Source organism: Arthrobacter sp. SO5, from assembly GCF_020532805.1.
GTDB lineage: Bacteria > Actinomycetota > Actinomycetes > Actinomycetales > Micrococcaceae > Arthrobacter.
Window position 1 is genome coordinate 36,084 of record NZ_MQTQ01000075.1, and the last position, 13,006, is coordinate 49,089.

General features: G+C 66.5%; 16 protein-coding genes and 1 pseudogene. 8 read left to right on the forward strand and 9 right to left on the reverse strand.

What is annotated here, in order from left to right; all coding sequences use genetic code 11:
- Window positions 1–15: 15 nt before the first annotated feature.
- Window positions 16–426 (reverse strand): DUF302 domain-containing protein, encoded by a 411-nt coding sequence (locus BJG92_RS14360; protein ID WP_232084676.1) that lies wholly within the window; start codon window positions 424–426, stop codon window positions 16–18.
- 29 nt (window positions 427–455) lie between these two features.
- The gene (locus BJG92_RS14365) at window positions 456–713 is read right to left on the reverse strand and encodes a metal-sensitive transcriptional regulator (protein WP_232084677.1); all 258 of its coding nucleotides are present in this window, start codon (window positions 711–713) and stop codon (window positions 456–458) included.
- A gap of 188 nt (window positions 714–901) precedes the next feature.
- On the opposite strand from BJG92_RS14365, the gene BJG92_RS14370 reads away from it, so the two are divergent.
- From BJG92_RS14370 to BJG92_RS14395, 6 genes and pseudogenes are all read left to right on the forward strand, one after another.
- Window positions 902–2,311, forward strand: a complete 1,410-nt coding sequence (locus BJG92_RS14370) for a rhodanese-like domain-containing protein (protein WP_232084678.1) — start codon at window positions 902–904, stop codon at window positions 2,309–2,311.
- Between the two features lie 204 nt (window positions 2,312–2,515).
- A complete protein-coding gene (locus tag BJG92_RS14375) occupies window positions 2,516–3,124 on the forward strand; it encodes a rhodanese-like domain-containing protein (protein WP_232084679.1) in 609 nt (202 codons plus the stop codon).
- Entirely contained in the window at window positions 3,121–3,885 is a 765-nt protein-coding gene (locus BJG92_RS14380) for a sulfite exporter TauE/SafE family protein (protein WP_232084680.1), read from the forward strand. Before BJG92_RS14375 ends, BJG92_RS14380 begins: the two co-directional genes overlap by 4 nt.
- An 18-nt stretch (window positions 3,886–3,903) precedes the next feature.
- A pseudogene (locus tag BJG92_RS14385) lies at window positions 3,904–4,192 on the forward strand (MFS transporter); the annotation flags it as partial.
- 115 nt (window positions 4,193–4,307) lie between these two features.
- A complete protein-coding gene (locus tag BJG92_RS14390; protein WP_232084681.1) occupies window positions 4,308–4,622 on the forward strand; it encodes a hypothetical protein in 315 nt (104 codons plus the stop codon).
- A gap of 304 nt (window positions 4,623–4,926) precedes the next feature.
- Window positions 4,927–5,100 carry a hypothetical protein gene (locus tag BJG92_RS14395; RefSeq protein WP_232084682.1) on the forward strand — a complete coding sequence of 58 codons (174 nt, stop codon included), beginning with the start codon at window positions 4,927–4,929 and terminating at the stop codon, window positions 5,098–5,100.
- A gap of 33 nt (window positions 5,101–5,133) precedes the next feature.
- Here BJG92_RS14395 and BJG92_RS14400 read toward each other — a convergent pair whose 3' ends face one another.
- The 4 genes from BJG92_RS14400 to BJG92_RS14415 form a co-directional block, all read right to left on the reverse strand.
- Window positions 5,134–6,048: an alpha/beta fold hydrolase gene (locus BJG92_RS14400; protein WP_232084683.1), complete on the reverse strand. Its 915-nt coding sequence runs from the start codon at window positions 6,046–6,048 to the stop codon at window positions 5,134–5,136.
- A 102-nt stretch (window positions 6,049–6,150) separates the two neighbouring features.
- Window positions 6,151–6,933 (reverse strand): ABC transporter permease, encoded by a 783-nt coding sequence (locus BJG92_RS14405; protein ID WP_232084684.1) that lies wholly within the window; start codon window positions 6,931–6,933, stop codon window positions 6,151–6,153.
- Window positions 6,933–7,670, reverse strand: a complete 738-nt coding sequence (locus tag BJG92_RS14410) for an ABC transporter ATP-binding protein (protein WP_232084685.1) — start codon at window positions 7,668–7,670, stop codon at window positions 6,933–6,935. Before BJG92_RS14410 ends, BJG92_RS14405 begins: the two co-directional genes overlap by 1 nt.
- On the reverse strand, window positions 7,667–8,239 hold the full coding sequence (locus BJG92_RS14415; protein WP_269462025.1) for a TetR family transcriptional regulator: 573 nt from the start codon (window positions 8,237–8,239) through the stop codon (window positions 7,667–7,669). The genes BJG92_RS14410 and BJG92_RS14415 overlap by 4 nt, the downstream gene beginning before the upstream one ends.
- Before the next feature lie 329 nt (window positions 8,240–8,568).
- On the opposite strand from BJG92_RS14415, the gene BJG92_RS14425 reads away from it, so the two are divergent.
- Window positions 8,569–9,255, forward strand: a complete 687-nt coding sequence (locus BJG92_RS14425; RefSeq protein ID WP_232084686.1) for a GNAT family N-acetyltransferase — start codon at window positions 8,569–8,571, stop codon at window positions 9,253–9,255.
- A gap of 2 nt (window positions 9,256–9,257) precedes the next feature.
- Here the strand turns inward: BJG92_RS14425 and BJG92_RS14430 are convergent, their stop codons facing one another.
- The gene (locus tag BJG92_RS14430; RefSeq protein WP_308011665.1) at window positions 9,258–9,941 is read right to left on the reverse strand and encodes a polysaccharide deacetylase family protein; all 684 of its coding nucleotides are present in this window, start codon (window positions 9,939–9,941) and stop codon (window positions 9,258–9,260) included.
- Window positions 9,942–10,292: 351 nt separating this feature from the next.
- The gene (locus BJG92_RS14435) at window positions 10,293–10,541 is read right to left on the reverse strand and encodes a hypothetical protein (RefSeq protein WP_232084688.1); all 249 of its coding nucleotides are present in this window, start codon (window positions 10,539–10,541) and stop codon (window positions 10,293–10,295) included.
- A 162-nt stretch (window positions 10,542–10,703) separates the two neighbouring features.
- On the opposite strand from BJG92_RS14435, the gene BJG92_RS14440 reads away from it, so the two are divergent.
- Window positions 10,704–12,113, forward strand: a complete 1,410-nt coding sequence (locus BJG92_RS14440; RefSeq protein ID WP_232084689.1) for a cell wall metabolism sensor histidine kinase WalK — start codon at window positions 10,704–10,706, stop codon at window positions 12,111–12,113.
- A gap of 13 nt (window positions 12,114–12,126) precedes the next feature.
- Here BJG92_RS14440 and BJG92_RS14445 read toward each other — a convergent pair whose 3' ends face one another.
- Entirely contained in the window at window positions 12,127–12,837 is a 711-nt protein-coding gene (locus BJG92_RS14445; RefSeq protein WP_232084690.1) for a response regulator transcription factor, read from the reverse strand.
- Between the last annotated feature and the right edge of the window lie 169 nt (window positions 12,838–13,006).

Sequence of the window (13,006 nt, forward strand, 5' to 3'; positions counted from 1 at the left end):
TTCAGTCCGCGGGGGTCAGCGGGCCTGAAGGGAGGCGAGGGCGGCGCGGAGCCGGCCGTCGGCGTCGTCGGCGACGTCCCGGACTTCCGGGCTGTCGCTGAGTTTGACCATGGTCTGCGGATCGATGGACTGGATGGTTGTTTCGGCGGCGTCACTCCCCCGTCGGACGACGACGTTGCAGGGCAGCAGCGCGCCCATGTCCGGGTCCGCGGAGAGTGCCCGGCTGGCCAGGGCCGGGTTGCAGGCGCCGAGGATGATGTAGTCGCCGAGTTCCGCCGCGGCACCGGCGCCCAGCTTGGCCTCAAAGGTAGCGCGGACGTCGATCTCCGAGAGGATGCCAAACCCCTGTCCGGCGAGCGCCTCCCGGGTACGCTGGACTGCTTCTTCCCAGGTCAGCGGGACGGTGACGGTGTGCGTGTAGCTCATGGCTGCTCCTGCAGGGATAGTGAGGGGTCTCAGGCGAGGGACAGGAAGAGTTTTTCCAGGTCCTTGGTGTCCATGCTCGTGTCGCCGCGGAGCAGGCACTGCTCGAGGCCGCTCGCGATGATGGCGAAGCCGGCCCGGTCCAGGGCTTTTGAGACAGCTGCGAGCTGGGTGACGATGTCCCGGCAGTCCTTCCCCTCTTCCAGCATCCGGGTGACCGCGGCGAGCTGCCCCTGGGCGCGCTTCAGCCGGTTGACGACCGGGGTGAGTTCTGTCGAATCAAGTTCCATGGCGGACTCCGAAGGTGGTGGGTGCATTGCCGAGTCTATACCCCGGAGGGTATAACGGCCAGCGGCGGTCCGTCGCGTTCCAGTCGACGCCGGACCGCTTGCAAGATACCCCCGGGGGTATTACCGTTGTGAGAGGAACGGAGGGTCCCACCCCGAAGCTCCCCACCGCCGACCAAAGGAGTGCCCCCATGCTTATTGAGCGCATCTATGACGAAGACCTCGCCCAGGCCAGCTACCTGATCGGCTGCCAGGCCAAGGGCGAGGCGCTCGTCGTCGACCCCCGCCGCGACATCGCCGTGTACCAGTCCCTGGCTGCAGCGAACGGGATGAAGATTGTGGCCGTCACAGAGACCCACATCCATGCGGATTTCCTCTCCGGCACCCGTGAACTGGCCGCCGCGACCGGCGCCGCCGCCTACGTCTCCGGTGAGGGCGGAACCGACTGGCAGTACGGTTTCGCGGCTGAACGCCTGAACGACGACGACGAGATCACCCTCGGCAACATCACCGTGAAGGCCGTGCACACCCCCGGGCACACCCCAGAACACCTGTCCTTTCTCATCACCGACGGCGCGTTCGCCGACACCCCCGGCTACCTGCTCTCCGGCGACTTTGTCTTCTCCGGGGACCTGGGCCGCCCCGACCTGCTCGACGAGGCGGCCGGCGGCGTCGACACGCGCTTCGCCGGCGCCCGGCAGCTCTTCGCCAGCCTGCGGGACAAGTTCCTGATCCTGCCGGACCACGTCCAGGTCCACCCCGGCCACGGCGCCGGCAGCGCCTGCGGGAAGGCCCTCGGCGCCATCCCCTCTTCCACCGTCGGCTACGAGCGGCTCTACTCCTGGTGGGGGCCCTACCTCGCGGCCAACGACGAGGAAGGCTTTGTCGCTGAACTCCTCGACGGACAGCCCGATGCCCACGCCTACTTCGGCCGGATGAAACGCGAAAACCGCGAAGGCCCCGCCGTCCTGGGCGACCGGAAGCCGCTGGCCAAGCTGGCCACCGCCGACGTCGTCCGGGACCTGGCGGAGGACACCGTGACCTTCGTGGACACCCGGTCCAACGCCGAAGTCCACACAGGAACCGTCACGCGCTCGGTGAATATTCCGGCGGGCAAGTCCGCGGCCAGCTTCGGCGCCTGGGCCGTGAACCCCGAAACGGACAAGAACGCCCTCGTCCTGCTGGCCACCAGCCAGGCAGCCGCGCAGGACATGTGGGATCACCTGATCCGCGTCGGCATCGACTCGGTGGCCGGCTACGTCACGAGCCTCGACGGCCTGCCCATCAGCACTCCCCCGCTGATCCAGCCCGAAGAACTCGAAGGGTTCGAGTACGCCATGCTCCTGGATGTCCGCAACCGCACCGAACACGCGGCCGGGCACATCCCCGGGTCGCACCAGCTCAGCGGCGGCCGCGTCATGTGGAACCTGAGCGAGCTCCCCGCCGGGGGCACCATCGTGAGCTACTGCCAGAGCGGCGTAAGGAACTCGGTGGCGGCCAGCGCCCTGCGCCGCGCCGGGTACGACGTCGTCGAACTCGACGGCAGCTACGCCGGGTGGACCGCCTGGCAGCAGTCGCGCGAGTCTGTTTCCAGCAACTGATCCACGCATTATCTGAAGTCGGCACGAGCCGGACTATCGATCAGCTGACCCCACCAGACTGCCCGGGCGGCAGGCCCCCCAAGTGCTGCCCGGGCTTCCACTTGCCCGGACCGGCTTTGACCCGGCGAACCGGACGGTGGAGGGCGGCTTCGCGCAAATGAGTGGCCGCCACCGGAAATCCTCCAAGACATACCGAAAGAGATCATGACTTCCTGGAATACGACCAACACCATTGATTCCGCTCTTCAGTCCATCGATGCCTCGACCCTGACGGCCTGGGAAGATCACCACGACGATCTGATGATCATTGACGTGCGCAGCGGCGCCGAGTTTGAGTCCCTGCATATCAAGGGCTCGTACCATGTGCCGCTGGCCATGCTCAGCGAACACGCGGAAGAATTCGCAGCAAAAATGGGTACCCGCGTAGTCCTCGTCTGCCAGTCCGGAAACCGGGCCGAGCAGGCGCGCAAACACCTGGACTCCGTCGGCCTGGCCAGCGCCCGCGTGCTCTCCGGAGGAGTCACCGCCTACGCCGCCGCCGGCGGAAACGTGGTCCGCGGCCGTGGCCCCTGGGCGCTGGAACGCCAGGTCCGGATGACCGCCGGCTCCCTGGTGCTCGCCAGCATCGTCGCCGCGAAGTTCGTTTCCCCGAAGCTGGGACTGCTCGCCGGCGGCATTGGCGCCGGCCTGACGTCCTCCGCAGCGACCAACACTTGCGCCATGGGGCAGATGCTCTCCAAGATGCCCTGGAACCGTTCAACCAATGAGCCCACCGCGCACCAGGCCCTTCAGAACCTGGACGCCCGGGCATGATCCTTGCCGCGGCGGCGTTCGGGCTTCTCGTCGGCGCCCTGCTGGGCCTGGTCGGAGGCGGCGGATCCATCCTCGCCGTGCCGGCCCTCGTCTACGGCGTGGGACTGCCGCTTGCCGCGGCAATCCCGACGTCGCTGGTCGTCGTCGGCGCTTCCTCCGCCGTCGCGGTGCTGCCCCGGCTGCGCACCGGGGTGAACTGGAGACTGGCGCTCATCATCGGCGCCGCAGGAACCGCAACCGCCTACCTCGGCGCCATGGTCAACCGGCACCTGGACCCGAAGATCCTGCTGCTGGCCTTCGCCGCGATCATGGTCCTCGCCGGAGTCCGGATGCTGATGCCCTCGGCAGCAGCCGGAGGCGCCTGCGCGCTCCCCGGCGGCGGGATCAACTGGCCCAGCTGCCTGCCCAAGGCAATCGCCACCGGCGCCGTCGTGGGCTTCCTGACCGGCCTGCTCGGCGTCGGGGGCGGCTTCCTGATCGTCCCGGCCCTCACCCTGGTTCTAGGGCTCCCAATGGCATTGACGGTAGGGACCTCCCTGGTGATCATCGCCATCAACTCTGCCGCAGGCTTCGCCGCGCACTTGGGTGACCTGCAGATCGACTGGGCCGTCACGGCAGCCTTCGCGGTTACCGCGATGGCAGCCTCGCTCGCGGCCGGGCGGATCGGCACGAGCATCCCGGACAAGACCATCAAACGCAGCTTCGGAACATTGGTGCTGGCCATCGCCGTCTATGTCGCCCTGCAGTCTGTCCTGTTCTGACGCGGCATGCCATTCCGGGCGGTGCTCGCCGCCGCCGTTCTGCTCGGACTCGGCACCGCCATGGTCTACCCGACCCTGCTGGCTGAAATCGGCGACGTCGAGCATCCTGACTGGCGTGCGCGCTTCGGCGGGCATCTACCGTCTGTGGCGCGACGGCGGATTCGCCATCGGTGCGCTGCTCGCCGGCTTTCTCACAGATGCATACGGGATTCCGGCGTACGTCGCCGCAGTCGCAGCCCTCACCGGGGCATCAGGCATCCTGGTCGCCCTCCGGATGCGCGGCACCCACCACAAGCCCGCCATCTGATCCGTGTCCTACCCGCACCACCATTGTCCGCACCTGGCGGTACGTTGGATACATGGAAACCCTGACGCGCGCCGCCTGCCTATGCCTGAGCCTGGGCCGGAAGGACGCCTGAGCCATGGACTTCGAGCTGCGCACCATCCGGGACTGCCCCAACAGCTGGGCCGCCCTGGAGTTGTTCCGTAAGACGCTAACTGCCGAAGGACACGCGGCCGAACAGCTGACGATCCGCCGCGTCACCTCGGAAGAGGAGGCAGTGGAACTCCAGTTCCACGGCTCGCCGTCGTTCATAGCCGACGGACGGGACCTTTTCCCCGCGGAAACCGCACCTGCACTGAGTTGCCGCCTCTACCGTTCCGGTCACGGCCTGGCAGGACTTCCCTCCGCCGAGTCGTTGCGCGCCGCGCTTCTCGGTGTCAGTCCCCTGATCTGATCCAGCGGCCACTCGATTGCGTTACCTACCCCTCCGCAGCCGGACCCGTAAGGCGGCTTGCCGGCCTCATCGAAGCCCCCTGTGAGCGGTCTCGGACTGCCGGCGATGCCCCTTGACCCGCTGACCTGCCGAGCCGATCATGGGAAAGAGGCTTGGCTACGGGTTTCTTCAAAGCGATGATCAATTCCTTACAGCGGCTATCGACGCTGGCGTGCACGCACCGCGCGAGAAGATTCACAAGGAATGATGACGCGGACTGGTCTGCGGCGTCCCGCCTCCGGAAGCGATCAAGGAGAGTATGAAAATGCATGAGACACCTGAGCCGGTGGAGCGCCTCCATGCCGACGCGCCCGCGGAGGGTGAACTAGAGGCTGCCGAGTCGACACCAAGGGTCCATGCGCAGGATCCCTCGGAAGGTCCGCCCATAGATGACAACGATGAGGAAGCTGCTTCCCCGGCCCACCCAAACGTGCGGTGACGAGCACGGGGTTGCGCACTGACTGGGGACACCTCACGGCCACCACATCTCACCGAGTAACCGGTGCAACTGCTCCGGCCGCTCGATGGTGGCGAAGTGGCCGCAACGCGGGATCGTCACCGTCTTCACGTGCGGGACTATCTCCGCCAACCGGACCGGGTCAGTCGGCGGCGTGAACACGTCGCTGTCTCCGCGGGTGGCCAGGACCGGGCAGGCGATGCTGCGCCATTGGCCAAAATTGTACTGCGCCGCCTCCCTGGCCGCCGCGGCGAAGCTGGCCGGACGGGCGTCGTCGCCGAGAGCGCGGATCACGCTCGGGGAAATTGCCCTGGGATCCGCGAAGAACGGGGCCATCAGCGGTCCCATCACGGGTGTGGCGCCGACTGCGCGGACCAGTGCGGACCCCGCCGGGCCGAGTGCCGCCATGGAGCGCATGGCCAGCATCATGCCGACGAACGCCGGGAACCTTGACAGGCTGCGCAGTGGCCCCCGCGCCGCGTCGGACACGCCGAAGGTGGTGGCCGAAATCGCGGCCACGCTGGTGGTCTGCTCCGGCCACGCCGCGGCAATGTGCAGCGCTAAGAAGCCTCCCATGGAGTGGCCCACGAGGTTCCAACGCCGGTAGCCGAGCGAGTTCAGCACCCCGGTGACAGATCGCCCCATCGCCTCGATACTGAGATCTTCCAGCCGGGCTCCCTTCGTGGATTCGCCCCAGCCCGGCAGGTCAATCAACACCCGGTCAGTGGCGGGCGCCCCGGACAGCATCGGCCGGAAGGTAGTCCAGGATCCCGCGGCGCCGTGCAGGTAGACAACCGGTGTGCCGGACGCGGCAGGCAGTCCCCCGGTGCCCTGCTGGACGCGCACCGTGCACGGACCCAGCTCCGTCGGAAGGATCTGCCGCCGCAGCTCGGCCGCTCCCGCGGGCGCGGTTTCCTGCTGAACACTCATGGTCACCTTCTGCTCGTGGTCTCTGAAAGTGATTCGGAGCCGCAGGGGTACCGGACCGGAGCGCCCTCGAGGACCCAAGTCTTCACCCGGCGGCGGCGTTTCTTATCCGGCGCTGATTTCCATGTTCTTCCACCATTGCCCGGTGACGGCGATGCCGAGCACGGAGACCGGGACGCAGAGCAGGAGCTGCAGCGGGCTGACCGTTTCGGCGGCCGCCGGGCCGCCCATGCCCATCCACAGGCCGGGCGCTGCGTACGGAAACCAAGCCCCGGTGCCGAATGCCGTCACCACCTGCGTGATGACCACCAGTAGCACCAGTCCGCCGACGCCGGGAAGATAGCCGCGGGCAACGCTGGCCACGACGGCGAGCGGACAAGCCAGCAGAGCCGCCAGGGCACCGGCGCACCAGGCTTTGCCGGCGACCACCAGATCCTCCGGACCGGGCATGCCCAGACCTATGATCCCGCCGGCAAGGAGTGCAAGCGCTACGGTGACCAGACAGAGCACCAGTGACCAGAGAAGGATCACCGTAAACTTCGCATAGGCAAGCCGGCGGCGGCTGACCGGCAGGGCATACAGGCAGGCCTGGGTCTTTTCGGTGAACTCGCGCCCGAAACACCAACACACCACGAAACCGATGCCCATCAGCGCACCAACGGACAGAAGCATCCCCACCATCGCGAAATACCCGGTCCAGCCTGTACTCGTCAGCATCGCCGCTGCCTTGAGACCGATCTGGCTGGACCCGTCTGAGGTCGCGGCAACCATGAATGCCGCTGCCAGCACCGGCAGGCCGACTCCGATGAGGACGGAGACCGTACGCACCACCGGCGCCCGGCGGAATTTCAGGGCCTCGAATTCCAGGGCCTGCGGGGAAGCGCTCATCACTGCTCCTGCTCTTGCAAGTCAGACTGCAGCACCAGATCGAAAAAGCGGCGTTCAAGGTCCACGCTTCCGGGCTGCAGCGTACCGAGGATCCGGCCCCGGTGAAGCACGCTGATCCTGTCGGCCATCCGAGCGACCTCATCGAGGTGGTGGCTGGAGACCAGGATGGCGGCGCCCCTCTCCCTGCTTGCTTCCTGAAGTATCCGGCGAAGATCAACGACGCCGCGCGGGTCCAGTGCGTTGGTCGGTTCGTCCAGGACAAGCACGTCCGGTCCATGGACCAGGGCGGCGGCCAGACCCACCCGCTGCCGGTTTCCCAGCGACAGCGTCCCGGCACGCCGGCTGGCATAGTGATCCAGACTCAGAGCAGTCAGTGCCCTTGCCGCGGCAGCACCGGCGGCGTCCCTGCCCATGCCGTGCAATCGGGCGGAGGAGTACACGTTCTCCCTCGCCGTCAGCTCCGGGTAGGCGAATGGGGTCTCCAGCATCTGTCCGACCCGTGACCATACCCGCTCTCCTGCAGCGCAGACCCGGACTCCTGTCAGGTGAGCCGTGCCCAGGTCAGGTGTGAGCATGCCCAGCAGTATCCGCATCAGGGTCGTCTTTCCTGCTCCGTTCAGCCCTACCAGGGCGTGGATTTCCGACGGCCCCACATTGAGGGACACGTCGTCGAGAACGGTGAGTCCGCCCAAGGCCGTCGATATCCGCTCCGCTCTCAGCGACGCTGGCGTAGTCACTGGACTACCCGCGAAGTCGCGCCCGGTTCGCCCATCAGCACCAGTGCCGTCATGATTCGCTCCCGCAGTTCCTGCCCGTCGGGCTCCGATGCCCAATCCAGAAGGGCGGCGGTCAATCCGCCAAGACAGGCTCCTGCGGCGACGCGCGCCTCAAGCCGGCCGACGCCGGTTCCCGTCAGGGCTTCTACGATCAGGTCCTCGGTCCTGCGGTTGTTCTCCCAGACGCCCGCCGCAAGCCTGGCGTGGCCGGCGATGAGCCTGATCTTGTCCCTGGTCGCATCGCCAACGGGCTCGGGCACGGAGGTCCACGCGGCCAGCAGCCCCAGCCGGACACGCTCCACCGCCGGAAGCCCGGGGTTCTGGGCCGCAATGACGTCCGCGATCACCGGATCGTATGGGTCGTCAAAGACCACTGCTTCCTTCGTCGGAAAATACCGGAAGAACGTCATCTGCGAGACACCGGCCGCCTCGGCGATCTGGGCAACAGTCGTCTCGTCAAAACCTCGTTGAACGAACAGTGCCATGGCCTGCTCCTGCAACAACGCCCTCGTGGCAACCGCGTTTCCCATAGCAGAATGTTAGTCTCTAACATTCCAGGCGGTCAAGAGATTCACTCGTCCCCGGTCCGCCCGGACCGGGGCCGGCCCGGAATCGTCCAGCATGGACGGCCCACGAAGTTACCGACAACAGCCCTTTCGACGGCGTTTGCCGGCCAATTTCTGATCGCTCCTCCTCGTTCGGGCGGCTTGCCGAGGACCAGCCACCAGCGGTTCCGCCCTTCTTTACCCGGCATTTACTTTCATGCATGAGTGTTTCCTCCGGCGCCGCACGCATGCGGTCATCGACGGCCCAGCCTGGCCGAACCTCACCGGGAATCCCGGGTCACTGAAAGGCCGTCATGGCGCTACAACTCCCCGGCATCCTGCCGGCCCTCCCCACGGTCACAGGCCGCTTCGTCCTGACCCCATTCGGTAACGCCGACGTCGAGCCGCTGGCCAGCATACTGTCCAACGACGACGTCTGGGCCCAGGGATATGGCAACGGCGCGCCCAGGCCCGCCACCCATGGCGAGCTGGTCCGGTACATCCGCCGCCGCTATGACGGGCTCCCGGTCTTCGCCATCCACTACACCGGCCTGCCCGGCGGCCCGCTGTTCGCCGGCACCACGGGGATCACCGAGGCACACCCTTCATTCGACCGGGTGAAGGTGGGACGCACGGTCATCAACCCGGTGTTCTGGGGTACCCGGGCGAACCATGAGGTGAAGGTAGCCATGTTCGACTGGCTGTTCGCCGCCGGTGCCGGCCGGATCGAATGCGACGTCGATCCGCGCAACGAGCGGTCCCTGAGGTCCCTGACCCGGCTCGGCTTCACGATCGAGGGTGTCCGCCGGCGGTCTTCCCAGCGGGGGGACGGCACCTGGCGGGACATCACGGTGCTGTCCCTGCTGGTGGAGGAATGGCCGGAGGCCAGGGAACGCGTCGTCGCGGCTCTCCACCGAGACATGGAGCGGAAGTTAGTTTCGCATGAGTCCGGAATCGGACAGCGAACCTACACCGGCGAAATGCTCCCCCTTCACCACTAGCTTCAAGTGCTGGGGAGAGGGACCGGGGTGATTCCTGCGGAGCTCAGTGCAGGGAGCGCGCGGGCGACGCCGTCGGCTGTTCCTGCCGTGGGGTGGTTGGCGTGGGCTATGACGATGTCGCGGGTCCTGGCTGCTGCGACTTCCCGGAAGACCACGGCGGCGGGGAAGGTGGCTCCGCCGTCGCCGTTGATGCTGAAGGAGACGGGGACCAGTCCCAGCGCACGAACGATCCTAACGGCGACATCGTCGAGGTACGCAGTTCCGGACCGGAAATAGCGGGAAGGCTTGCCGGTCAGACTGCGGAGGGCGTCCTCGTTTACCATGACCTCGTCGTAGACTTCCGCTGGGCTGGCGGTTCCGGGAATGCCGTAGGCGCCGCGGCCGGAGACCGAGAGCGGCCTATGTCTGGTGCCGTGGTTTCCTATCTCAAATAAGGGGTTTTGAGCCAGTGCTTTCGCCGGGCCCGGGTTGGCCTGGAGCCAGCGGAAGTTCAGGAAAAATGTTGCTGGGGTGCCCGTCTGTTGCAGAAAATCGATGAGGACCTGGTCCACGGCATTGCCCCCGGGACCGCCGCAGCAGTCGAAGCTCAGAGCGACGCCGGAACTGCCGGCCGGAAGACTGGACAGGACTCCGGATAACTGAAGCCCCCACTCCTGAGGCGCCTGCCCGGCGAAGGCCGCGACGATCTCTTCCTTTCAAGGAGCCGTCGGCAGGGCGTCTGGGGACGGTGGTGTGGCGTCTGTCGGAGACGTTGGTTGAACTTCTGGTGCCGGGTTCGGAGGGTGGTTTGTCGCAAGGCCTGGCTGGGAGCCCGCCGGCGGCCGGTTCGCACCGGGGACAGCTTCCCGCCGTCGCTCCGCTCCCTGCCGAACTGGACTCTCGCACCCGGCGAGCGCCAATGCGGCAGCGAGGGTGAAGGCCCTGCGGCTGAAGGCCGCACTGCTGCCGTTTCGGTCAGCTGTCCCCATGCCCGGGCCTGTCCTTCCTCTCGCCTCGAGTCCCCCATGCGCCGCAAGTGCCGCGTTCCCAGCGCGTTGCTACCTGGTCATCAGGTGTTTGAGGATGGCCCGCTCCGGCGCTCCGGGGTTGCCTTCGACGTGGGTCCGCAGTCTGGCCCGGGCCTCGGCCTGTTCGGGGCAGGTGCCGCTGAGTACCTCCTGGATAATCTCCAGAACCTGTACGCGCAGTAAGGCGCCCTCCCCGATCGGGGTGACCACGTTGGTGCCATCGGGCCGCGGCCGGGCCCCTGTGGTTTTCAGTTCTGTGTTCCCGCCGGCGGTCTTCACGGTTCAGCCTTTCGATTTCTTGATGGGGATTGCGGATGGTGTTAGGGCCCGGGTTCAGTGTGGGCCGAATCCGCTGAGATTCCCCTAAGGGATCCTGTGGCGGACCTGAGAATCGGGGGCCGCCAGGTTGTCGGCGTTCAAGGTGTGCACCATCCTTGGCGTATGACAGACGACGCCGTCGCGGGCGCCTCCCAGCTCAGCGCCAAGCATTGGGGAGTGCGCAAGCGCGCAACAGCGACAGCCGTCGTGGTGGTCGCGGTGGCACTGCTGATCGGCGGGCTCACGCTGCTCGTGCTGCTGCAGACATCGCTGATCTCGTCCACGGAAACGGCCGCGCAGCGCAAGGCCGAGGACGTCATCACGCAGGTGCGGGATCAGGATGTCGACGAGGCGGGACTGTACCTGACCGCGACCGCGCACTCAGGGCAGATCGTCCAGCTCCTCAACCCATCCGGCGTCGTCATTGCAGCCTCGGTGCCGACGGCGGCGCACATGCCGCTAACGACCCTGCGCCCGGGTCCAAACCAGACCCTGAAGCAGGAGGTGTCAGGACTGGAGAGCATCGGGGACGCGGATCACTTCCTGATCATCGCCAGCGCTGTGCGTCTGGACCGCGGAATCTACACTGTGGTCGTCGCGTCCACGGTTCGGGTTTTGACGGAGACGGTTAGCACTGTGTCGTGGTTCCTCCTCGGCGCCACCCCCTTGCTGCTTGTTGTGGTGGCCGTCTCGGTCTGGCTGCTGGTGGGGCGGTCCCTGCAACAGGTCGAAAGGATCCGCGGGCAGGTATCCCGAATCGACGGCGGGCGCCTGGACGGCAGAGTGGACGTTCCGCAGACCAGCGACGAAATCCAGGCCCTGGCCGTGACCATGAACAAGATGCTGGAACGGCTTCAGTCATCGGACCGCGAACAACGCCGCTTTGTTTCCGACGCCAGCCACGAACTCCGCAGCCCTTTGGCGACGCTGAGCGCGGGGGTCGAGATTGCCGCGGCCGACCCCTCGGGCGAGACCTGGCACGGGATCTCGGACATCATCTCGGAGGAAACCTCCCGGATGCGTTACCTTGTGGAGGACCTGCTGACGCTCGCCAATGCCAACGACGGCGGCTTGCGGCTCAACTCGGCGGAAGTTGACCTAGACGACGTCGTCGACCGCGAAACGCGGAGTCTGCGCGCCACAAGCCCACACCTCATCACTCTTGACCTCACGCCCGCCCGGATCACCGGGGACGCGCGCCGGGTGGGACAGGCACTGCGAAACGTGCTGGACAACGCCAACCGGCATGCCCGCTCGCAGATCCAAATCAACTTGACTACTGGGGCGGGCGGAGCTGGCGCGCTGATCACCGTAGACAACGACGGCGACCCGGTGCCCGAAGCTGATCGGCGCAGGATCTTCGAACGATTCGTCCGGCTTGACGAGAGCAGGTCGCGCGAAGGCGGCGGAAGCGGACTCGGATTGGCCATCGCAGAAGGAATCATGTCCGCCCATCACGGCTCCATCCGGACCACCCAAAGCCCCACCGGCGGCTGCCGCTTCGAGTTGGCCTTCCCCGCCGCCATGCCCTGAGGACGCACCCCACCTACCGCTCGGAGGACCGTCGGGCTGCCGCTCCCGCATCCTTGTCGGCGCTCAGCAGATAGCCCATTCCGCGTACGGTGGCCAGCGTGTGCACCCCGAAGGGAACATCGATCTTCCGCCGCAGATAACCGATGTAAACCTCCACAACGTTATCTCCGCCCTCAAACGCCGGGTCCCACACGTTGTCCAGTATTTCCGCCTTGGACACGACTTGGTCATGCCGGCGGATGAGGTAGTGCAGGAGTCCGTATTCGCGCGCCGTGAGGCCGACCGCGGTGTCCCCCCGGCGGACGGTGCGGTTGCGCGGGTCCAGCGTCAACGTCCCCAGCGTCAGGACCACGGGCCGTTCAGGTGCACCGCGGCGGATCAGGGCATGGATGCGGGCCACCAGCACCATGAAGCTGAAAGGCTTGGTCAGGTAGTCATCGGCTCCGAGATCGAACGCATCGGTTTGATCGTACTCGCCGTCCTTCGCCGTGAGCATCAGCACCGGGGTCCATACCTTGCGCTCCCGGAGTTCCTTCAGGACCGCGTACCCGTTCTTGAGCGGCAGCATGAGGTCCAGCAGGATCACGTCGTAGGGATTTTCCGTCGCCGCCCACAGCCCGCTGACCCCATCGTGCGCCACTTCCACGACAAAGCCCTCATTTGTCAGTCCGCGGCGGATTGTTTCGGCGAGGCCTTTCTCGTCTTCCACGATCAGAATCCTCATTCAGGGACCCCCTCCTTGATAGTGGAAGTATGTCCCATCCGGTATGAGCAGAACCTGAGAACATCCAGTACGCGACCGGTGAAGTCAGTGCCCTCCGCGTGTACCGGCACCTCGACGGCACCAGCCAGATCTCGCCCAGAGCCGCCTATCTGCGCGAGGCGGCAAGGCG